The organism is Paenibacillus nanensis, assembly GCF_003583765.1.
GTDB classification, from domain to species: Bacteria; Bacillota; Bacilli; order Paenibacillales; family Paenibacillaceae; genus Pristimantibacillus; species Pristimantibacillus nanensis.
The window spans coordinates 182537-204643 of sequence record NZ_QXQA01000005.1 but is presented as its reverse complement, the minus strand read 5'-3'; the positions used below and the strand labels follow the sequence as shown (position 1 = coordinate 204643).

Annotated in this window: 16 protein-coding genes; 10 read left to right on the top strand and 6 right to left on the bottom strand. The window is 49.6% G+C overall.

All coding sequences use genetic code 11. From position 1 onward, the window contains the following. Positions 1 to 16 precede the first annotated feature (16 nt). Positions 17 to 742 (top strand): response regulator transcription factor, encoded by a 726-nt coding sequence (locus D3P08_RS10860; protein ID WP_119599710.1) that lies wholly within the window; start codon positions 17 to 19, stop codon positions 740 to 742. Between the two features lie 142 nt (positions 743 to 884). Next, positions 885 to 2684, top strand: coding sequence for an ABC transporter ATP-binding protein (locus D3P08_RS10855; protein ID WP_119599709.1), 1800 nt, complete (start codon positions 885 to 887; stop codon positions 2682 to 2684). Between the two features lie 64 nt (positions 2685 to 2748). Here the strand turns inward: D3P08_RS10855 and D3P08_RS10850 are convergent, their stop codons facing one another. From D3P08_RS10850 to D3P08_RS10840, 3 genes are all read right to left on the bottom strand, one after another. Next, a complete protein-coding gene (locus D3P08_RS10850; protein ID WP_119599708.1) occupies positions 2749 to 3591 on the bottom strand; it encodes a M23 family metallopeptidase in 843 nt (280 codons plus the stop codon). A 160-nt stretch (positions 3592 to 3751) separates the two neighbouring features. Beyond that, the gene (locus D3P08_RS10845; protein ID WP_119599707.1) at positions 3752 to 4750 is read right to left on the bottom strand and encodes an aldose 1-epimerase; all 999 of its coding nucleotides are present in this window, start codon (positions 4748 to 4750) and stop codon (positions 3752 to 3754) included. A 118-nt stretch (positions 4751 to 4868) separates the two neighbouring features. Continuing rightward, entirely contained in the window at positions 4869 to 5201 is a 333-nt protein-coding gene (locus tag D3P08_RS10840) for a hypothetical protein (protein ID WP_119599706.1), read from the bottom strand. A gap of 158 nt (positions 5202 to 5359) precedes the next feature. Between D3P08_RS10840 and D3P08_RS10835 the strand changes: the two genes are divergently transcribed. Both D3P08_RS10835 and D3P08_RS10830 read left to right on the top strand, forming a co-directional pair. Further along, a complete protein-coding gene (locus D3P08_RS10835; protein WP_162848430.1) occupies positions 5360 to 6460 on the top strand; it encodes a lactonase family protein in 1101 nt (366 codons plus the stop codon). 87 nt (positions 6461 to 6547) lie between these two features. Further along, positions 6548 to 7723, top strand: coding sequence for an MFS transporter (locus D3P08_RS10830; RefSeq protein ID WP_119599804.1), 1176 nt, complete (start codon positions 6548 to 6550; stop codon positions 7721 to 7723). Positions 7724 to 7785: 62 nt separating this feature from the next. On the opposite strand, the gene D3P08_RS10825 is transcribed toward D3P08_RS10830, so the two are convergent. Together D3P08_RS10825 and D3P08_RS10820 are read right to left on the bottom strand one after the other, a co-directional pair. Then, positions 7786 to 7923 (bottom strand): lysoplasmalogenase family protein, encoded by a 138-nt coding sequence (locus tag D3P08_RS10825; RefSeq protein WP_276311149.1) that lies wholly within the window; start codon positions 7921 to 7923, stop codon positions 7786 to 7788. Positions 7924 to 7938: 15 nt separating this feature from the next. Then, entirely contained in the window at positions 7939 to 9102 is a 1164-nt protein-coding gene (locus D3P08_RS10820) for an ROK family protein (RefSeq protein WP_119599704.1), read from the bottom strand. Between the two features lie 157 nt (positions 9103 to 9259). On the opposite strand from D3P08_RS10820, the gene xylA reads away from it, so the two are divergent. The 6 genes from xylA (at position 9260) to D3P08_RS10790 (ending at position 21247) form a co-directional block, all read left to right on the top strand. Beyond that, complete coding sequence (xylA, locus tag D3P08_RS10815) at positions 9260 to 10573, top strand: xylose isomerase (RefSeq protein WP_119599703.1); 1314 nt, start codon at positions 9260 to 9262, stop codon at positions 10571 to 10573. A 25-nt stretch (positions 10574 to 10598) separates the two neighbouring features. After that, positions 10599 to 12092, top strand: a complete 1494-nt coding sequence (gene xylB, locus D3P08_RS10810; RefSeq protein ID WP_119599702.1) for a xylulokinase — start codon at positions 10599 to 10601, stop codon at positions 12090 to 12092. A 326-nt stretch (positions 12093 to 12418) separates the two neighbouring features. After that, a complete protein-coding gene (locus tag D3P08_RS10805) occupies positions 12419 to 13684 on the top strand; it encodes an MFS transporter (protein WP_119599701.1) in 1266 nt (421 codons plus the stop codon). Positions 13685 to 14112: 428 nt separating this feature from the next. Then, positions 14113 to 15366 (top strand): S-layer homology domain-containing protein, encoded by a 1254-nt coding sequence (locus D3P08_RS10800; protein WP_119599700.1) that lies wholly within the window; start codon positions 14113 to 14115, stop codon positions 15364 to 15366. 30 nt (positions 15367 to 15396) lie between these two features. Continuing rightward, positions 15397 to 20511: an Athe_2463 domain-containing protein gene (locus D3P08_RS10795; RefSeq protein WP_119599699.1), complete on the top strand. Its 5115-nt coding sequence runs from the start codon at positions 15397 to 15399 to the stop codon at positions 20509 to 20511. 79 nt (positions 20512 to 20590) lie between these two features. Next, positions 20591 to 21247: a hypothetical protein gene (locus D3P08_RS10790; RefSeq protein ID WP_119599698.1), complete on the top strand. Its 657-nt coding sequence runs from the start codon at positions 20591 to 20593 to the stop codon at positions 21245 to 21247. On the opposite strand, the gene D3P08_RS10785 is transcribed toward D3P08_RS10790, so the two are convergent. Beyond that, the gene (locus tag D3P08_RS10785) at positions 21205 to 22089 is read right to left on the bottom strand and encodes a hypothetical protein (protein ID WP_147381796.1); all 885 of its coding nucleotides are present in this window, start codon (positions 22087 to 22089) and stop codon (positions 21205 to 21207) included. The two genes, D3P08_RS10790 and D3P08_RS10785, sit on opposite strands and share 43 nt — an antisense overlap. Positions 22090 to 22107: the final 18 nt, after the last annotated feature.

Sequence of the window (22107 nt, the reverse complement as noted above, 5' to 3'; positions counted from 1 at the left end):
CTAAGGGGATGATGAGATGAATGTGATGATCGTGGATGACGAAGAAATGATCAGACGCGGTCTGAATAAAATATTAAGCAATATGGATCTTGGGATTACTGTAATCGGGTCTTACGGAAACGGGCTCGATGCCTGGACGCATATCTCCATGCTGGAGGACGGGGATTTGGACGTGCTCATCACGGATATTAAGATGCCGATGATGGATGGTCTGAAGCTGGTGGAGAAGGTGAAGGGCAAGCCGATCTCGACGATCGTCCTCAGCGGCTTCAGCGAGTTCGAATACGCGCGGAAGGCGCTGAGGCACGGCGTGATGGATTATTTGCTTAAGCCCGTAGACAAAAGCTCCCTGCATGAGCTGCTGCTGAAGGTGAAGCAAGAGAAGGATGAAGCGCCTCGTCCCGCCGAGATCGAGCAGGATCATTCCGCCGTTGCGCAGGTGCGGGCGATTCTGGAGTCGGAATATCGAAGCTGTCTGGATATGGAGGCGCTTGCCGGGCATGTCGGCATGAGCGCCAATTATTTGAGCCGGCTGTTCAAGCACGCGACGGGAGAGACCATTACGGACTATTTGATCGCCGTTCGAATTCATAAAGCCAAGCAATTTCTGGTCGACCACCCCCATATGAAAAATTACGAGATCGCTCAGCTTGTCGGCTACAGCGATCCCGTTTATTTCAATAAGCTGTTCAAAAAGACGGTAGGCGTCACGCCGAAAGAATTTCGGTCGCAAGGCGGATAGAAGGCGATCGCCTTCCTCATAACACAATTGGATATAAGTTGTGCACAATTGCACATTTACTGTTCCGCTTAAAGGGCGTAAGATGTTGACCGTGGCATGCTTAAAAAACAGAATCGCATACGCTGCGGGAGGACGTAAAGGAATGGCAGAAAGCACAGCGGGAATACAGAGTGGCGCATCGCTCGGGAGCACCTTTGAGCAGGCGGCGCTCGAAAAGGAAGCCAGTCCGCTAAAGTTTTTGTATTCGATTTATAAAGGAAACTTCCTAAATCTAGGTATTTCGTTTTTATTTCTGATCGTCAAAAGCGCGCCGGTCTACGTGCTGCCGATCGTAACCGCCAACATTATTAATATCGCGACCGCTCCGGAAAAACATTCGATCAGCGGATTATGGATCAATTTCGCGGTGATTATGCTTGTCATTCTACAAAACATTCCGACGCATGCGGCATACATATCGTTCCTCAGCCGGGCGATTCGGTATGTGGAAGCGGGACTTCGCAGCGCGCTGGTCCGCAAGCTGCAGCAGCTGTCCATCAACTCCCACCGGGAGCTTCCGGCGGGCAAGCTGCAATCGAAGGTGCTTCGGGACGTAGAAGCGGTCGAAGCGATGTCGAAGCAGATTATGATCGCGCTCATGCCGGCTATGCTGAACATCGTGATCGCGTTTTCGATTACGCTCAGCTACAGCTGGATGGTTTCACTCTTTTTCATTCTTACCATTCCGATGTCGGTTGCGCTCGTGACGATGTTCCGGCGTAAAATTCGGACGAAGAACAAGGAATTCCGGCAAGAGATCGAGCAGATGTCGTCGAGAGTTTCCGAGATGGTAGAGATGATCCCGGTTACGAAAGCGCATGGACTGGAGAAGGTGGAAATCCGCAAAATCGACTCCACGCTGCGCAGCATTCAAGGCAAAGGCTACCGGCTTGACTTGGTGGAAGCGTATTTCGGAGCTTCGAACTGGGTTTCGTTTCAAATCTTCCAAGTTTTTTGTTTGTTGTTCACGGCCTATTTGGCTTACCTCGGGAAAATTCCTGTAGGGGATGTCGTGCTGTACCAAGGCTATTTCGGGATGATTCTCGGTTCGGTCACCGGACTTATTACGATCTATCCTCAGCTGGCGAAAGGCTTCGAATCGATCTCCAGTATTCGGGAGATTCTGATGTCGCCGGACATCGAGGATAACCGGGGCAAGCTTAAAGTGGCGGAAGTGCGCGGCGAGTTCCGGTTCGACGATGTGGAGCTGTCTTATCCGGGCAGCGAGCATCATGTGCTGGAGCATCTGTCGCTGGAGGTCCGGGCCGGCGAATGCATCGCGTTTGTCGGAGCGTCCGGGGCTGGGAAGTCTACGGTGCTCAATCTTGTGATCGGCTTCCTGCACCCGACGGCGGGAAGAGTGCTGATGGACGGCGTCGATATGAGACAGCTGAACCTTCGCAGCTATAGGAAGCACCTGGCGGTGGTTCCGCAGACCAATATTCTGTTCTCGGGAACGATCAAGGATAATATTACGTACGGGCTGACCGGCATTACGGACGAACAAATCGAACGCGTTGTGGAAATGGCGAATTTGAAGGAATTCGTAAATCAGCTTCCGAACGGTCTCGATACGCTTGTCGGCGAGCATGGCGGCAAGCTGTCCGGCGGGCAGCGCCAGCGTATCGCCATTGCGAGGGCGCTGATTCGAGATCCGAAGGTCATTATATTGGACGAAGCGACGTCGGCGCTCGATAACGAATCCGAATTCCATGTGCAAAAAGCGATGCAGCAGCTGATCAAAGGAAGAACGACGTTTATCGTCGCGCACCGGTTGTCCACAATCCGCGACGCGGACCGGATTGTCGTCATGAAGCAAGGGCGAATAGCCGAGGTTGGCACGTTCGAGGAGCTGATGGCCGCCGAAGGCGAGTTCTATCAGCTGAAGAAGCTTCAATTATAAGAAGAAAGAGGGACGAGGCAGAACCTGAATCTGCCTCGTCCCTCTTTTGTTCGTTCATTCGGTTCTAGCCGAGCTCCCACCATTTCAGGAACAGGTAAGGATCGGTTGAAGCGTAGGAAGGCGTGCGTTTGTACATGCCGAAGTGAAGATGCGGCAGGAACTTCCCGCTTGTCCCCTCCGGTCCGTAGCCTGTGCTTCCCACATACCCGATCAGCTGGCCTGCGGACACCGTAGAGCCTTCTTGTATGCCGGAGGCGTATTTGGACAAATGCGCATAATAAAACTCGGTGCTGCTGTCGACGCGGATCGTAAGGCGCCAGCCGCCGTATTCATTCCATCCCGCCTTGACGACTGTGCCGCTCATTGCGCTGTACACAGGCGTGCCTTCCTTGGCGAATATGTCGACGCCTTCATGCTGGCGGATTTCCGTGCCGTCAGGCGCCCAGCTGCGAGAATCCGCGTAGCTATTGGTATAAGGCGTATAAGTCCCATTTGCAAGCGGGAACTTTCCGTTTAAGTAAGCGGAAGGCTTTTTTGGAATGTTGATGGCTAGTCCTGTCCAAATATTGTTCGGATTCGCAATTTGCGGATTGGCCGCAATAAGCTTGGTCGTAGGAACCGAATAGCGCTGAGCGATCTTCCACATTGTGTCGCCAGGCTGCACGTATGCGGTTTCAACATCTGCGGAAGTTCCCGGCACATTCAACGTTTGTCCGATATAGAGGGTGTCGGAAGTAAGTCCATTCATCGATTTGAGGTTGGCCACTGTCGTTCCGTATTGCGTGCTGATCTTCCAAAGCGAGTCGCCGGACTTCACGGTGTACGCCGCCGCCGACACGACTGGAGCAGCCGCCAATAACGATACGAGCGCGGACGAGGCAATAAGCTTTTTCAATCTGTGGTTCAAGTTGTCTCTTCCTCTCCTAGTAAAAATGATATGGGCTTGCTTGAAATCTATTGTAATCGGATTTAAGGCATATGGTTAGCGGTAAATAGTGCTATGCGAGCAGGGCAAAAATAAAAGAGCCCCGTCACCTTATCGGCACGAGGCTCTGGCATTTATTATTTTAAGAGAGAAGATAGAGACGGCTTGTCGCTTCCCAGATTTCACCCGGCTCGAGCGCTATGCAGCCGATCTGTTCGGCAGGAAGATTTACATTTGGCGCGTTAACCAGATTAACTTGCGGCTCCGGACAGAAGAAGCCCGGCGTCGCGCCGTTGTTGTAAATCATCCACTGCTTATATTCCGTGCCGACGTCGTAAACCAGCGATACATTCGCTCGGGTATCGGTTAATACCATGCGGTTGCGGCCGTTCTGAGTCGAGCTTGTGTAATGATTGTCCATCGACGCCCAGTACGGAGAAATGCCTGTCGTGCGCATCAGCTCTTCTTCCGGCAGCAGCGGCTGGAAGCGGCCGGTCGGAAGCATGCGTTCATTCAGCTCCCAGCGCTCTTTCGTTGTCATCGTGAAGCGGTAATCGTCAGCGCTGCTTCCAGGAGCGAACGGCGCGTTGATCGTCGTATGGAACGCCAGCCAGCAAGGCAGCGCATCCTCTCCTTCGTTCTTTACGATTACATGCTGGAGGAGGCCGTTGCCATTCAGCGAATAACGGAGACTAATCGTAAAACGGTGCGGCAAATACGTGTAAATCGAATGATTGTGATCGATGGTGATGCTAAGCGTAACATAGCTTTCCAGCTCGGTGACGCCGTAGTTGTCAACCTGCCAAGGCGTATTGTGGAAGAAGCCGTGCAAGTGATTGCCCGTACGTTCTTCGTTGACAGGGAAGTTATACGTTTTTCCGTTCCAGGTGAACGTGCCGTCTTCGTAACGGTTCGGCGGGAAGAGGACAGGAATGCCGTGGACGATCGGATTGCTGCGGAAGCTGTCCATTTCATCGGCGGATGGCTCTCTGAGCAGCGCATACTGCTTGTCCGTTTCGCGGAATGCGATCAGGTTCGCGCCAATTCGCGGCAGGACGGCCGCTTCGTAAGAGCCCCATTGCAGCCAGACCGCATCTTCATCGTGAAATTTTTGTTCGAATGCTTTGCCAGTTGCGTTCATTATGTAGTTGTCCTCCTTTATATAAGTACTATCCCTAGCATAGCAGGGCTGAAGCAAACGAACAACAGCCCAGCTCATTGAGCCGGGCTGTCATAGGCAAGCGAGCGGAGCTATTCGCTTAGGCTTTCTCCATAACGAGCTTCTCGATGACGAATTGCTTGCGCCGGTTGACCGGCAGCTGCTTCGCATCGGATTTCGCGCCGAAATAAATCGTTCCGTCCGCGATGGATTTGACCTTGCTGATATTAATGTAGCAAGTGGAGCTGATTGGGAAATAGTTGCGGTTCCCGGTAAGCTTCTGAATTTCTTCGGCAGTCATCTTCTTCTTTCTATTGTAGTTTCTGCCGTGGAAGCTTACGAGCCCTTGACTCCCGATTTTAAAATAAAGAACATCCGCCTCCGAGTCAAAGTTTTCATACACATTACGTTCTTGCAGCGCTACATTCATCATCCCAAATCCCCCTTCAGAAAAGTGATTGTGTGAAATGTTAGCGCTTACATTATAGCATAATCTTCTATTTTTGTGAAGTATCCATTCTGAAAAAGACATTGTTTGACTCGTTCGCTTGTGCTAAGGTCTCAATATGGGATGAAATGGAGAAAGGATGGATGATTACAGTGAATGCGCCAAGCAAAGTGTGGAGCCAAGGGATTTTCTATGTCGGCTCGTATGGGGAAAAGGATGAAGCGACGATACACGTCTGCCGGATGGATAAGGAGACCGGGGAGCTGGCCATCCTTCAGAAGGTTACGGGAGTTGAAAATGCGTCTTTTCTAGCGCTGCATCCGAACGGCCGTCGTCTCTATGCCGTCAAGGAAGTTGCGGAGTCAAACGGCGCTGCCGGAGGCGAAATCGCGGCAATTGCCGTCGATCCGGCAACGGGCCTCTTAGGAGACGTAACAAGCTTTGCCTCTACCGTCGGCGCGCATCCTTGTTATGTCAGCGTGAACGAAGCGGGCACCGCGGCTTACACCGCTAATTATACGGGCGGCAGCGTGACGATGCATCCGCTGACCGCAGAAGGCGATGTTCAGACGGCCGCGGCTTTCATTCAGCATGCTTGCGAGCCTGGACCGGCGGCCGACCGCCAGGAAGCGCCGCATGCTCACTGCATATCGCCGATGCCGGGAACCGCTTTTGTATGCGCCGTCGACCTTGGGATGGACGCTGTCGTAACCTATAAGCACGACGGAGATGCATTGGTGAAGATCGATGAGGCTCCGCTGCCTGCGGGAGCGGGCCCGAGACATATCGCATTCCATCCGGCGCTGGATGCCGCATATGTAGCGAACGAGCTGGCGTCAACCGTGACATTGATGCGAGTAGATAAAACGAGAGGCGCATTGGAAACTGTTGAGACCTATTCCACATTACCGGACGGCTACGAGGGGTATAATGACTCGGCTGATATTCATGTTTCATCCGATGGCCGGTATTTATACAGCTCTAACCGCGGTCATAACAGCATTGCCGTATTTGCGATCGAAGCGGGAACCGGAAAGCTGTCTCCCGTTCAACATATAAGCTGCGGCGGCGAGCTTCCGCGAAATTTCGGGATTACGCCGGAGGGGGACTATCTGCTTGCGGCCAATGGAAAGACCGGAAATATCGCCGTGTTCCGCAGAGACCGCGAGACAGGTCTATTGTCCCCGACAAACCATCAGCTTGAACTGAATATTCCCGTCTGTATCCGATTCGGTCATATCTAACCTTCGAAAGGCAGGTCCTGCAGCTTGTCCAGTCCAACATTAGCCAAACCAACAAATGAAGCGTTGAAATCGGCCACAATTTACGCCATGCTGGTTGCCATTAGCTCCGTTCATTTATTGAATGACGCGATGCAAACCGTCGTTACGGCATTATTTCCTATCTTTGAAGAAAGCTTGAAGCTGACGTACGGTCAGATCGGTTGGATCGCATTTACGCTGAACATGACTTCTTCCGTTATGCAGCCGGTTGTCGGCTCGCTCTCCGACAAATGGCCGAAGCCATGGATGCTCCCGGTCGGGATGCTGTGCAGCATGGCCGGCATGGCGGGACTCGCCGTCGCGCCTAATTTTGCTTTATTGATTTTATCCGTCGTGTTTGTCGGACTTGGTTCTGCCGTATTCCACCCGGAGGGCTCGCGCGTCGTCCACATGGCCGCCGGTAACCGCAGGGCGTTCTCGCAATCGATTTACCAGGTAGGCGGCAACTTCGGCCAGTCGCTTGGACCGCTAATGACAGCGGCGATCTTTGTGCCGCTTGGCCAGCGCGGAGCGGCTTGGGGAATGCTGCTCGCCGCTTTAGCCATTGCCATTTTGTTCAAGGTCGTGCCTTGGTATTCGGCGAAGCTGGCCGAGCATGGCGGCAGAGTGCCCAAAAAGAATGCGGCGGCCGGCGCTTCCGCCGCGGATGCGAAACCGTCGATAAACAAACGGGTCGTTGCTATAGCGATGTCGATTCTGCTTCTCGTCGTTTTCGCAAGATCGTGGTATGCCGCGGCTATCGGAAGCTTCTATCAATTCTATGCCCGAGACGCGTACGGCTTAACGATCCAGCAGGCGCAAATCCCGCTGTTCCTGTTCATGATTTTTGGGGTCATCGGCACGTTCCTCGGCGGAATAATGGCCGATCGTATCGGAAGAAAAAAAATGATGCTCATTTCGATTTTGGGCGCGGCGCCGTTCGCTCTTATTCTGCCTTATCTTCCGCTTGAGTGGGTTTACCCTGCGATAGCCGTTATGGGCCTGATTCTCCAATCCGGCTTCTCTGTCAGCGTCGTTTATGCCCAGGAGCTGATGCCGGGCAAGGTCGGTACGGCTTCCGGGTTGATTACGGGCCTTGCGTTCGGCATGGGCGCGCTTGGTTCGGTTGTGCTCGGTAATCTGGCCGACGCGCACAGCATGAGCTTTGTGATGTCGCTCGCGAGCTATCTGCCGCTGATCGGCATTCTGGCGTTATGGCTGCCTAAGGATCGGAAAGAAGCCTAAAATATAAATGCGCGACAAGCTTCGGCTTTGTCGCGCATTTTTTCATTTGGAAGGTTGGTGTCTTATGAGGTTATTGATGGACTAGCAGCGAGCAGGCTTCGCGCGATGCAAAACTGAGCGGCATAGTAAGTTGCCATAACGGTTCTTTCTTGTGGAACTTTCGCTATGAACTTGTTCCAGGCTAAGAAAGAATCCGGGATCAGCCCTTCGTGAAATTACAAGCTTTTTATTTTCGTAAAAAATTCGCTGATGGCGTAATAAGCGGCGCCGCGCACGGCGGATTGCTCCCGCAGCTCGGCAAACAAGATGCGAAGCTTGTCTCTGTGATAGGGCAGCGTTCTTTGGTCAATGGCGGCCTGCATCGCCGGGGACAGCCATTCCGCAGCCCTGCTCATTCTGTTCCCAATTATGACGACGTTGGGATTGAACACATTGACGATGTTGGCGATACCGACCCCTAGGTAGGTGCCGATGTTTGAGAATAGCGAGCGCACCCGTTCATCGCCGTCTTCGGCCGCCTGCAGCAGCTCCTCGAGGCTTTCAAGACCGGTTGGCGCAGCCTGCTCCAGAAGCGCATTCTCAGAAGCGTAAAGCTCCCAGCAGCCGTTGTTGCCGCAGGAGCACGGCTTGCCGTCGTATTGGATGGAGAGATGGCCGAGCTCGCCGGAGAAGCCCGAAGAGCCCTTGAACAGCTCGGAATTCAAAATAATGCCGGTGCCGATACCGATGCCCACGCTGACATAAATCTGGTTCGGAATGTCCCGGCCCGCGCCGTATTTCTGCTCCCCTTGCGCGCCGGCATTCGCTTCGTTGTCAATCGTGACGGGAACCTTGAAGCGATCCTCCAGCAGCCGTTTCAGCTCGACATGCCGCCATTTCATATTGGGAGCGAACAGGATGGTGCCTTGATCGTCAACAATACCCGGCACGCCGATCCCGATCCCGACAATGCCGTATTCGCTTTCCGGCGCTTTCAGAATCAGCTCGTCAATCGCTTCGGTTAACGTTTTTAGAACCTCTTCCGTCTGCTTCGGTTTAAGCTTGCGGTAATTGTCCGCCACCACGTTGCCGGACAGGTCAACGAGCAGACCCTTTATATAGTTGACGCCCAGATCGATTCCGATGGCAAATCCGGCTTTTTCATTAAAAAGCAGCAGGGTCGGCTTCCGTCCGCCGCTGGATTTGCCCGGGCCGATCTCGAGCACAAGATGGCTGTCGATTAAATCCTGCACCAGGCTGGATACGGTCGCTTTATTTAAACCTGTTTTCTCGGATATTAAGGCGCGGGACAACGGTGCATGCTGGATGACGGAGTCCAGTACAATGGACGTATTTATTTTTTTGATAAGAGCAAGATCTCCTGTTGATTTCGGTTTCACAAACAGTGGCCTCCGTCCCAAAATATTAAGATAGATGTATTATAACACAATTTTTGTCGAACTTAGTTTGTTTAATAGACAAACTAAGTTTACTCGTGTTATTCTGTAGATGTAAACACATAATAGAAATCGAAAGTAAATAAAGGAGGATTAACCTGTGAGTTACTTTAAAAACATTAACAAGATTGAATTCGAAGGAAAAGGCTCGGACAACCCGCTTGCGTACAAACATTATGATCCGAAGCAAGTCGTGTTGGGCAAAACAATGGAAGAGCATCTTCGTTTCGCAGTAGCCTACTGGCATACATTTAACGCGAACGGTACGGATCCGTTCGGTACGGGCACGATGATTCGCGACTGGGATTCCTACGAAGGCTTGGACCGCTCCAAAGCGCGCGTGGAAGCTAACTTTGAATTCATGGATAAATTGAATATTCCTTATTACTGCTTCCATGACGTTGATATCGCGCCGGAAGGCTCGACTTTGCAAGAATCCAACAAAAACCTGGACATTATCGTAGCTATGCTGAAAGAAAACATGAAGACGAGCGGCAAAAAGCTGCTGTGGAACACCGTTAACATGTTCTCGAACCCGCGTTACGTGCATGGCGCCGGCACAACTCCTAACGCTAATGTTTACGCTTACGCCGCGGCACAGCTGAAGAAAGGTCTGGAAGTCGGTAAAGAGCTCGGCGCGGAAAACTACGTATTCTGGGGCGGCCGCGAAGGCTATGAGACTCTGCTGAACACGGATATGGGCTTTGAGCTGGATAACCTGGCTCGTCTGTACCATATGGCGATCGATTACGCGAAAGAAATCGGCTTCGACGCGCAATTCCTGATCGAGCCTAAGCCGAAAGAGCCAACGAAGCATCAATATGACTTCGACGCGGCTACTACGATCGCGTTCCTTTACAAATACGGCTTGAAGGATCACTTCAAACTGAACCTGGAAGCGAACCATGCGACGCTTGCGGGCCATACATTCGAGCACGAGATCCGCACGGCTGCCATTAACGGCATGCTGGGATCGCTTGACGCGAACCAAGGCGACCTGCTGCTCGGCTGGGATACGGACGAATTCCCGACAGATCTTTACTCCACGACTCTGACGATGTACGAAGTGCTGAAAGCCGGCGGTCTTGGCCGCGGCGGCGTTAACTTCGACGCGAAGGTTCGCCGCGGTTCCTTCGAAGCGGAAGACCTGTTCCTGGCGCATATCGCAGGTATGGACAGCTTCGCTTGGGGTCTAAAAGCTGCTGCTAAGCTGATCGAAGAGAAAATTCTCGACAACATCATCGAGCAGCGTTACCGCACCTTCAAGGAAGGCATCGGCGCTGATATCGTATCCGGTAAAGCGACGCTTGCTTCCCTGGAGCAATACGCTCTGCAGAATAACCCGATCGTGAACGAATCCGGCCGTCAAGAGCGTATTCGCCTCATGCTCAGCGAAGTTATCTTCAGCGTATAGAGGTCATAAGGAGGCCTTACTGGCTATGAGCTATGTAATAGGGATTGACCTCGGGACCAGCGCAGTTAAAGCGCTGCTCGTGGATAAGAACGGAACGGTTGCGGCGGAGGCGACACGCAGCTATCCGCTCTTCCACGAGCGCAGCGGCTGGAGCGAGCAGCGCGCCGACGATTGGGTCGAGGCGACGCTTGAGAGCATTCGCGAGCTCGTAACAAGCGGAAGCGTAGACGCTTCCGCCGTTGAGGGCATCAGCTTCTCCGGGCAGATGCACGGACTTGTCCTGCTGGACGTCGGCGGAAGCCCTGTTCGTAACGCGATTCTGTGGAACGACACCCGCACGACGGAGCAATGCCGTGAGATCGAGCGGACGCTTGGCGACAAGCTTCTGTCGATTACCCGGAACCCTGCGCTTGAAGGATTCACGCTGCCGAAAATGCTGTGGGTTCGTCAATACGAGCCGCAGAGCTTCGAGAAAGCCGTTACCTTCCTGCTGCCGAAGGACTATGTCCGTTACCGGCTGACAGGCGAGCTCCATATGGATTATTCCGACGCGGCCGGCACGTTGCTGCTGGACGTTGCGGGCAAAAAGTGGAGCGAAGAAGTGCTTGCCGCATTTGGTCTGCCGGCTAGCCTTTGCCCTCCGCTTGTCGAATCGCACGGCATGGTCGGCACCTTGCTTCCTGAGGCGGCAAAGCGTTCGGGTCTGTCCGAATCGACGAAGGTGTTCGCGGGCGGAGCCGACAACGCGTGCGGCGCAATCGGCTCCGGCATCTTGTCGGAAGGGCTAACCTTGTGCAGTATCGGTACATCCGGCGTTATTTTGTCCTATGAGAAGGATGAATCCAGCGATTATAAAGGCAAGGTGCATTTCTTCAACCATGGCAAAGAAAACGCGTTCTACGCGATGGGCGTGACGCTGGCGGCCGGTTACAGCTTGAGCTGGTTCAAAAAGACGTTTGCGCCGAACGAATCGTTCGACCAGTTGTTAAGCGGTGTTGGCGATGTGAAGCCGGGCGCTGGCGGACTGCTGTTTACGCCATACTTGGTCGGAGAGCGAACACCGCATGCGGATTCTGCGATTCGGGCAAGCTTTATCGGCGTTGACGGCTCGCATGAGCGGATTCATTTCGCCCGAGCTGTCATGGAGGGCATTACCTTCTCGCTCGGCGAATCGGTTCACATGCTGCGCAGCGCCGGCAAATCGATCGATAAAATCGTTTCGATTGGCGGGGGCGCGCAAAATCCAGTATGGCTGCAAATGCAAGCCGACATCTTCGACGCGACCGTCGTTTCCTTGGAGAACGAACAAGGGCCAGGTCTTGGCGCCGCCATGCTCGCCGCATACGGCTGCGGCTGGTTCGACAGCTTGGAGGCTTGCGCGAAGCAATTCGTGAAGTATGCGGACGAATATAAGCCGCAGCCTGAAGCGGTCAAGACGTATAAGGACTTGTTCGCAATCTATCAGCAAATTTATACGCAAACGCGCGGCATGAACGAAGCGCTGGTTGCTTTCCGTTAAAATTGCAGCGATTTTCAAACGATCCGCCCTTCTCCTTGTTGGAGAAGGGCGGATTTTTTGTTTTAAACCATTTTTTCGGTTGGTTGCGCGTGGCCGAAGTGATAGTCTGTTTAAGCGATAATCTGCGGCCGGAGGCAAGGCTTTTCCGAATCGTTTATCTTTTGCAGGTTCGGGGAATGATAGATTCATAGAGTAGCGCGGGTCTGAAAATTGGATAAACTCTTGTCTCAATCGTTTTATTAGATCTCATTCTCGGGACCGATAAAGCCGATGGCAGAGTGCGTTATGATTATTGCTGGATGATAGGATTTATGGGAGTGGTGTACATGTCAAATCAGGTTTTGCCGGCGAAGCCGGCGGGGAATTTATTCGGGAACAAGTTTTTTCAAACCATCCTGCTGTCAAATGTTTTGCTTCAGATCGGGATATGGGTGCGTAATTTCGCTATATTGATGTATGTCACCGATATGACGAACGATGACCCGTTTGCGGTAGGGTTAATGAGCTTTGTTGAGTTTTTGCCGATTTTCGTTTTTTCGTTTATCGGGGGGACGTTCGCGGACCGTTGGAAGCCGAGATTGACGATGATTTGGTGTGATCTGTTGTCGGCGGTATCCGTATTTGCCGTTTTGCTAACTTTAGTCTACGGCTCTTGGCATATGGTTTATCTGGTCACCTTCATTTCGGCGATATTGTCGCAGTTTTCACAGCCGTCCGCGATGAAGCTGTTCAAGCAGCATATCGGACCGGAGCAGCTTCAGCAGGCCATGGCGCTGTTCCAGTCGCTGATCGCCATCTTTATGGTAATAGGGCCTTCGTTAGGGGTCATTTGTTATCAACGATATGGGATTGAAATATCGGTAGGCATTATGGGCGTTGCCTTTCTATTGTCGGCGGTTGTTTTGTACCGGATTCCGCGGGACCAAGAGGTGGAGAAGCGTCCTTCCGGTTCCGGCGGCATGAGCCAGTTCTGGAACGAGCTTGGAGACGGCCTGAAGTATGTATGGCGCAGTCCTGTGCTTAAGTCGCTAGGCGGGACATTCGCGCTTGCCGGCATCGCGGTAGGCACCGTACAGGTGCTTGGCCTGTTCGTTGTGACCGAGCGGCTCGGGCAAGAAAAGGATTTTCTCCAGTTTCTTCTCATGGTGAACGGCGTCGCGATGCTGATCGGCGGCGGAGCGGTGATGGCCATCGCCAAGAAGGTTGCGCCGCAAAAGCTGCTCGCCCTAGGCATGCTCATCAGCGCGGTAACGATGGTTGGCATCGGACTATCGACCAATGTGCCGACGACGATGGTCCTGCAATTTTTGAGCGGGTTAGGCTTCCCTTGCATTCAAATCGGCATCAGCACGATGATCCTCCAGTGGACGGAAGAGAAATTTGTTGGCCGGGTCAACGGCGTGCTGTCGCCGATGTTCATGGGGATGATGGTCATTATGACGCTGGTTGCTGGCAAGCTTAAGCAAGTGTTCCCGCTAGTCGGCATTTACTGTGTAGCCGGCATCGTCATGTTCCTGGGCATGCTGCTGCTTGTGCCGTTGTTCAAGCATAAGCCGAAGGCGCTGGGAGAGGCCGTAGAAGGCACGGTTTAACCGTTGATGGGTTTAGGAATTGTTTTTAGGGAATTGTTGACAATTCAGCTTTTCTTGAAGTAACATTAGGGAGGATACAGTCGAATTTTGGCAGCAATTCTCATATAAACACAGCACAGCGAAGCACGCTTGCTCCTTGTCGTACGGGGAGAAGTGTGCTTTTTTTTGTGTGTTCCCGCCCGAGAAAAAATCCATTGGCAAGGAGTGCATGAACATGATACAAATTAATCGAGCTGCCTGTTTTGGAATAGTTTGTGCGATTTATTGCTATTTGTTGGCTAGAAGCAGGCAGGAACAAGAGTTGTCGGAAGCTGTCGAGTGATCTTCTGATTTCGAGCGTGGGACAGGACGTTGCGAATGGACAAGCTTTACGAGGGATGAGTGAGTTTAAGCCATTATTTGAATATTTCATATAGGGGGAATATACGATGAGAAAATTACTAAGTTGGGTGGCAGCAGTAACGCTGGTTGCGGGGGTTATCGGCATCGGAGGCAACGGTTCGAAGGCGCAGGCTGCTGAGGCGCAGTCTTTCAAAGACGTTAGCGTGAATGCGTGGTATTACAGCTATGTTAATGATGCTTTGAGTAGGGGCGTTATTAGCGGGTTTCCGAATGGAACCTTTAAGCCGGATGATCCGGTAACGGTGGCGCAGTTTTTGAAAATTGTTCTGTTGTCTTATGCCGATGAATCGTATGGGTACAAGTATTGGGCTGAGAGTCAGTTGGAATATGTACCTGATTGGAATAAAAGAAACCTGCATGCGGCCGTAGGAACATTTGATGAAGGTTCTCCGTGGTATGAAGTTTATGTCGATGTCGCAACAGATCTTTTTTTAATTCCAGAAGGAGAATATGTTGGTCGTTATAACGAGCCTATAACTAGAGAAAAAGCAGCGAGCATCATTGATGAGCTTGATAGTTATTTCCATGGCTTTAGTCAAAAGGAATATTCAATGCTAACGGGAACGCAGCTTTTTAAGGATTTTAATAGAACTGAAGACTATTATGAACAAGCAGTAGGCAGTATCGCTGTTCGAGGTATTATGGTTGGGAATGACAAAGGGTATTTCAATCCTAAATCTTATATTTCCAGAGCGGAGGCTGCAAAAATATCGTCGCTATTAAACGATCCTAAAAAGAGGACGCCAAAAACTCCGAATATGGCTGGGCTGCCATATGCTACGGTGCCGGGGCAATTAGGGTATCCTGACAGGATTCATATTTTTGCAAATCATGAAATGATGAAGAATTATAAAGTAATGAAAGATAGACAAAATGATTACGATGGCTTTGTATCTGGTACATTCGCCACTCTACGATATTTCAAAGATGAAGAAGCTAAATTCAATAATGATAAAAAGGCTTACTATCTTCTTGTGAACGACCCAAATATTTATCATGATGTGACCATCAGTTTTGATAGTAATGCGTATTCAATCAATTTAAACGTAGAGAAAGAAGCATTAAACAGAGCTAAAACTGAATTAAAGTACTTTGTTGAACTAGTTTTCGGGGCAAACGGTGCCAAGGTATTTACTGAACTCGAATCTGCAATTGTTAATGCGCAAGCACGAAAAGATGTTGACGTAGACAAGGTTATAGCTGGAAGGCAGTTGGTTATTAGTAATGCCAATCCAAAGGTACTAAACATCGGAATTTCGGCTTACTCGGATTCTAAATAATAGGATTGCGGCTAGTAAGGAGGGGGTAGTTTGAAACGTGTCAGCACGATTAGGAAAGCGTTGCTCAGTGTCATAATCCTTACTTTAATACTTGATTTGTTGCCAATGAATACGGAAATGATCGCTGAGGCATCTTCGTATAACGGTTTAACTGCTTGTGAATCTTCATACAAAAAGATCCACGGTGACAGGCTGCCGCCGAATCAAAAAAAATGTATTAAGCGAGAGAGCGACGGGCAGTATATTATGTTCAACTGGTCGCTCTATGAAGGACTAAAAGTTATATCCTACGGTAAGGTTGAAGCTGCAAATACGAAGTCAAATGATTTTAAAACAGGATGGCGTGATTTACAAAACGAGGACCGCGAAGATTACAATGGAACACATCCGTATTTTACGAAAAACGGAGTTAGGGGCGAGTACAGGTATTTAGGATGGGATATTAACGGGCGACTGTACTCAAATATGTATTTTATTCCCGATAAAGATTTTGGAATTGATCCCAGCGAGAAGAAATGGATTTACAGACCATGGGATAGCCCGTTAGCAAAAAAAAGTTCGAGAGCACCTAGCGGGTTTTCTCCTATATTTCTTGGAAATGATTTGTATGATTCACCTTGGGTAATAATTCATAACAGCAAGGAGAAACAGGTAAATAAGCTACTGAATGCTCCTAGTGTAAAGGTGAAATACCAGGCACTACCGGACTATTATGTCGATAAGACAAATCCGAAAAACATTTTTGAATACATGTACGTGGAACAAATGCCGACAAGTTTAGCTCCAGGATCAGGGACAATGTTCCATCAGGCCGCTAATGGGAGCATCTGGTATCAAACATTTTACCTAAAACCATTAGACGCAAGTCAAAAGGAAAAGCTTCCAGTCAGCGCGACAATTTCTGAAGCACCCCAAATTAAAACAATCGATCTTGGTGTGCTCCCTGAGAATTTTACGTGGAGTTGGAAGCTTCAAGGCGAAATTTTAGATGATAATTATGTTAAAACTAAAATTGACAAAGCCATGTATTACACAAGAGACGATATTAAAGAATGGCGGTTCGAGGTTGCCTATTCATGGCCGGGCGGGTCTAAGACCGAAACACTCTCGTCATCAAATAACGGTGGACTAACAATTTCAAAAGGAAATAAGATTGCGGTCAAAAATCCAGAGCTCTCTATTGACTTTGATAAAAAGAAGCAAAAATTAAAAAAAGGCGACAAGGTCGAAATCAAACTAACGACTAAAGCGATTTTTAACACTCCCGACGGATCTGTGGTATTTAGCTCGGATTCAGACACCTATACCATAACGTTTACTGGAGATCCACCACCCCCAACAGAAGATGACGATGAACCAACCTCTACGCCTACCCCAACAGCAACACCAAAGCCATCAGCAACCCCTAAACCGACAACGCCGCCTTTGGTTTGTAGCTTCGATATTCCTGACGATGCCTTTGATATCGTGCCATTTGAAGGGGTTTGGGACAACACCGACTTATCGAGGGTTGTCATAAGAGAGGTAGCGGTTGATGGCGTGCCGGTTGATCCCGAAAAGTTTTGGACGGGCAAGTACGTATTCGGTGATGACGCTGACGGTCTGAGAACAGTGGCCGTTAAATGGACGCCAAAAGATGTTCCATGGGAGTGGACGGAGGAATGTGACACGTATCGAATTGTGAACGTCCATGATACGAAGCCAAGAGCGCAGTTCAAGTTGTATGGCGGCACATTCAAGGAAAATAGGAAAATGTCTATCGAAAACACTTCTTATGATCCGAATGCCAACGATCCGTTTGTACAAGCTGTCTACCCGATAGTCGATGCTGAATGGACTTGGACAGCGCTGGATGGAACAGACAGCGACAGAAAGATGCGGACGGACACGAAGGATTCAAAGGTCTTTCTCTACAAAAATGCGGGCGAGTATCAGGTTACATTGAGGGTTACGAATGCTTTAGGCAGAACGTCCGATCCGTATGTTTTGCCATTTAGCGTGCTTGAAGATTATGCTCCAGCGGTTATCATGCATCCGTATTCTAGCGAAATAGCTAGGGGGGAGCCGCTTTCTCTCATGTATGAGGGAGTAAGTACCGATGGCGACAATATTACAAAGCATACGATAAAGGTCTATTACGACGAGAAACACGATGGAACCTATTCTAAACTGATTGATACGTTTAATGCGCCGATCTCGGAATATATACCATCTCTATCTGCTCTTGGAAATTATCGAATCATTTCAACGGTGGAGGAGGAATTTGGACAAGAAACATTGTCTGAATTTATTACCGGTGCGGATAAAAGAAAGACTACGCAGCAGTTTGAATTTATGATCGATAATTATATTCCGTACTCGGATATTACAACGGATATTCCATCGGTCATGCAGCAAGTGGATATCGGGATATTGCTTGATAAGAATTTAGAAGTTAGCAAGCTTGATTACGTCAATTCGAACGGAGTAGGCATTAACAATCTGTTTAGATATCAGGGGATCGACCCGAGCATAAAAGTTTGGGATATGCACACCTATACGAGAAGCCAGGCGGCCTCCACTGCGGTAAATACAGGGCGGGTAATTCCACCGGAAACAACGGAATACTGCGCTGAAGGGTATTGCGGCACCTTAAAACGTGATGATTATCAGGATAATGGCGGTTATTTTGACCGCGGCTATAATCAGAAGGTTGTTGATGTGCCGGGGTATTGGAAACCTTGGTGCAAGTACACGGATTCATACGGAAGACCATGGTCGCATGCACCGCCTTGCGATGACCCGAAAAATGCAACCTCAGAATGGGTTGAGCCAATTTATCGGGATGAATGGGTTCCGGTTATCGTATGGGAGTCGAATTACTGGGGTTATTATTCAGGATTAATATATAAGGATGTTAGACAACCATTCATAAATCCATTTGTCCGGACTGCAGCAGACCGATATTTAGTGTACATTTCAGATAGTTCTATTAATGAACTGAGTGATTTCAACATGGTGAAGGGGTTATCTGACGCTAAAATCATTTTGGTAGGTTCTGAAGCGATAAAATCCATGTCCAATTACGATCATTACATATCCGGATCATTGCCTATTGAAGAAGTCATCAACCAGGTGGTTGACTATATTGCTTCACATAATCCGCCCACGGCTTCGCAAACAGTATTGATGAATGAATCCTTTAAAATGATTACGGACGAAAGCGACCCTGAAAAGGATGCCATCGTTCAAAGGCAAATCATGTATGTGCATAATCCGAATTATTATGACAACCCGATGGGCAAAGCTACATTTGCGGCAGAAGAGTATAATCCTGCTGCATGGACTTCTGAAACCTTAAGAACCTCGTTCTCACTGCCGGGGGAGTATACGGTTTATCGGAGAGTTAAGGATCAGCCTAGCATAGATCCGAAGCTTGCTAAATATAGCTACTGGTCTAATGAAGCCAAGACGGTAATAAAAGTGCATCGAAAACCGATTGCGCTGGCAGAGCTTGATTGGACATATGATACTTCCTGCGGCTGCTATAACACGAAATGGATTGATAAATCATACGATTTGGATCACAACGTCACCGATACGGTAAACCGCGGCATCGTGGATCGGAAAATTAAATATACGGTCGGTGGAGTGACTTATTACCAGATACCGGACAAGCTGGCTCCTGGAAACTATCAGCTTGAATATGTCGTAAAAGACGTTGAGGGTGTATGGTCAGACCCGTTTACAATGAATTTCAATTTAACCGCCTCCCCGCCAGTTCAGTTGAAGGGAAAGCTGAAATCGAAGCTATCCGTTTTTTCTGTAAACAGTATTCCTCATGGCGAACAATTGACGCTATATGACATTTGGACACGGTACCCCTATTCGACATCACTCGAAATCCAGATGACGGATTCAAAAGGCGGCACATCTTACCCAACCGGTGGTATCTATGATTACTCATGGCCTAAAGAGGTTAAGTACTATACTGGCACTAAAAAAGGTAATGATATTTATTGGGCGCCTGAAGACCTTACCCTGCCTACAACAATGCTGGATGGCGATTACTTCGTTAAGTTGAAAGCGAAGGGCTTAACATCAAAAGAGGACACGCAAGTGATGTTACCCTTTAAGGTGTTCACCCCTATCAACCTTGAGAGTTCGTTTCCGGATGTCGTTTATATTGGAGAAAGCTATAAGTTTACCGCCACGACGACAAAATACCCGACACAAGCGATCGCAAGATTAGCTAGTCCGTATTTTGGGGGAGATTTTACAGGCTTTTTCTTAACAGGAACTACTACTTCCGCTAATGGCATTGGGAGCAAGAGTTGGGAATCAGCATCTTTTACAATCCCTGAAAGCTGGTTAGGAGACTTTCAACTTACTATCAATGCGTATCTTCCTGGAAAATGGGAAACGTGGACACATACGTTTAAGGTAATGCGTAAACCAACTAACCGCCCGCCTGAAGCTGATTTCGATTGGTCGCCGAAGCCTGTTTATGAAGGGGATACCGTAACATTCAAATCGATCGTCAGTGATCTGGATAATGACACACTCGCGGCTGAATACGAGCTCACGAGCCCTTCCGGAGTGAAGACCAAAACGAATTACAGCTTTAACAATCCATATCCGGGGACAGGTCCGGTTCATCGATTAGTAGAGCCCGGAACGTGGAGGATGAAGCTTACAGTAAACGATGGTAAAGCTCCGCCTGTCATTGTAGAGAAGGCTGTCACCGTAAGACCGCTCCACATTGCCGGGCAAGTCTTGCATACGGAGTTATGGAACGAGCACCGCCAGGAATATAACCGTAAAAAGAGCGGGAATGCGGAATCGCCTCGCGGTTACGGCGTCTTTTGGGCAGGCGAGAAGTTTGTGCTTCATGCAGATACCAGTTCCACAGGCTCGTCGACCCGGACAAATCGGGTTGAAGCAGCTTTTGGCGAATATTCCGTTGTATTAACGGCAAGTGACGCTTCAAAAACAAGCTGGAATGGCGAGCTGTGGGACGAGAGTTTTGAGGCGTCGCTTCAGGATGGTCCGGCGACATTTACTTTCAAGGCTTACTATAGCAACGGCACAGTGAAAACTACAAATGTTACGATTGAGATCCGAGGAGACGCTTCACAAATAATAGGCGTACATCGGGTTCAATAGAGGTCGTGAAGCATACGCCGTACTTTTCTTTAGGGAAAGGTGCGGCGTTTTTAATTTTGAACGATATGGAGGAAAATAAATGGAGTTTGAAGCGGCGTATGAAAAGTTTTTGAAAGAGCAGCGCGAAGGCGCTGAAGGTATGCGTCTTCAAAGATTGTCTGGAGACCTAACCGGTGAGAAGAAGCTATTGCAAATATTGTGGCCTATTTTCCGATCATTTGACGGTTTCCGGTTAGAGCATGAAATCATAACTCCATCAGGATATAAGATCTTTATAGATGTTTTTTATGAACCGCTTGGTTTGGCGTTTGAATGCGATGGATTTGTTGTTCATGCTGAGTTGATATCGAGAGACCGTTTTGATATGGAGCGTATGCGAATTAGGAGAATAGCGGCCTGTAACTATGTATATATACCATTCAGTTGGGATGAACTCGATAAAAAGCCGGATCAATGCCGGGCCTCCGTCTATGAAATTTTAGGAAGACTTGGACAAACTGCACCATCTGGACAGTTAACAATATATGAACGGGAAACCCTGCTTTCCATGCGAATGATTGGCCGTCCTTTCCGGATGGGCGATGTGGGAGCTTGTTTGAACAGAAAAGTTAAAACGTGCCAGCAAGTGGTTAGATCATTAATAGAGAAAAAGTTAGTTAAACCGCTATACCCCGATAGAAAGAGAAATCATTATTATGTTGTTGACGAGCTAGCAGTAAAAAGGCTGATGAGGTAAGCGTGCCTGCGGCAGCCGCCAGCCAGTGCTGCAAAGGTGGAAAACACCATTGCGTGTCTGAGGGAACCGCCAGTCAGCGCTGCAATGGCGGAGAACACCATTACAAGCTTGCGATAGCCGTCGGCCAGCGCTGTAAAGGTGAAAAACACCATTACACGCCCGGAATAGCTGTCAGCTAGTGCTGCAAAGGTGGAAAACACCATTGCGTGTCTGAGGGAACCGCCAGTCAGCGCTGCAATGGCGGAGAACACCATTACAAGCTTGCGATAGCCGTCGGCCAGCGCTGTAAGGGTGGAAAACACCATTACGTGCCTGCGGCAGCCGCCAGCCAGTGCTGCAAAGGTGGAAAACACCATTGCGTGTCTGAGGGAACCGCCAGTCAGCGGTGCAATGGCGGAAAAAACCATTACAAGCTTGCGATAGCCGTCGGCCAGCGCTGTAAAGGTGAAAAACACCATTACACGCCCGGAATAGCTGTCAGCTAGTGCTGCAAAGATGAAAAACACCATTACACGCCCGGAATAGCTGTCAGCGAGTGCTGCAAGGGTGAAAAACACCATTGCAAGCCCGCGATAGCCATCGGCCAGCGCTGTAAAGGTGGAAAACACCATTACACGCTCGCAATAGCCGTCTGCTATTGCTGTAATGGTGAAAAACACCATTACACGCCCGGAATAGCTGTCAGCAAGTGCTGCAAAGGTGGAAAACACCATTGCAAGCCAGCAATAGCCGTCTACTATTGCTCTAATGGTGCAAAACACCATTGCATGCACGCGATAGCCGTCAGTCGACGCTGTAAAGGTGGAAAATACCATTGCGTGCCTGCGATGGCCGACTTTCATGGCAAGGCATCGGCGGAT

Coding starts and splice junctions, on each gene's coding strand:
- D3P08_RS10860 (WP_119599710.1), top strand. CDS start 17: ATGAATGTGATGATCGTGGATGACGAAGAAATGATCAGACGCGGTCTG.
- D3P08_RS10855 (WP_119599709.1), top strand. CDS start 885: ATGGCAGAAAGCACAGCGGGAATACAGAGTGGCGCATCGCTCGGGAGC.
- D3P08_RS10845 (WP_119599707.1), bottom strand. CDS start 4,750: ATGAACGCAACTGGCAAAGCATTCGAACAAAAATTTCACGATGAAGAT.
- D3P08_RS10840 (WP_119599706.1), bottom strand. CDS start 5,201: ATGATGAATGTAGCGCTGCAAGAACGTAATGTGTATGAAAACTTTGAC.
- D3P08_RS10835 (WP_162848430.1), top strand. CDS start 5,360: ATGATTACAGTGAATGCGCCAAGCAAAGTGTGGAGCCAAGGGATTTTC.
- D3P08_RS10830 (WP_119599804.1), top strand. CDS start 6,548: ATGCTGGTTGCCATTAGCTCCGTTCATTTATTGAATGACGCGATGCAA.
- xylB (WP_119599702.1), top strand. CDS start 10,599: ATGAGCTATGTAATAGGGATTGACCTCGGGACCAGCGCAGTTAAAGCG.
- D3P08_RS10805 (WP_119599701.1), top strand. CDS start 12,419: ATGTCAAATCAGGTTTTGCCGGCGAAGCCGGCGGGGAATTTATTCGGG.
- D3P08_RS10800 (WP_119599700.1), top strand. CDS start 14,113: ATGAGAAAATTACTAAGTTGGGTGGCAGCAGTAACGCTGGTTGCGGGG.
- D3P08_RS10790 (WP_119599698.1), top strand. CDS start 20,591: ATGGAGTTTGAAGCGGCGTATGAAAAGTTTTTGAAAGAGCAGCGCGAA.
- D3P08_RS10785 (WP_147381796.1), bottom strand. CDS start 22,089: ATGAAAGTCGGCCATCGCAGGCACGCAATGGTATTTTCCACCTTTACA.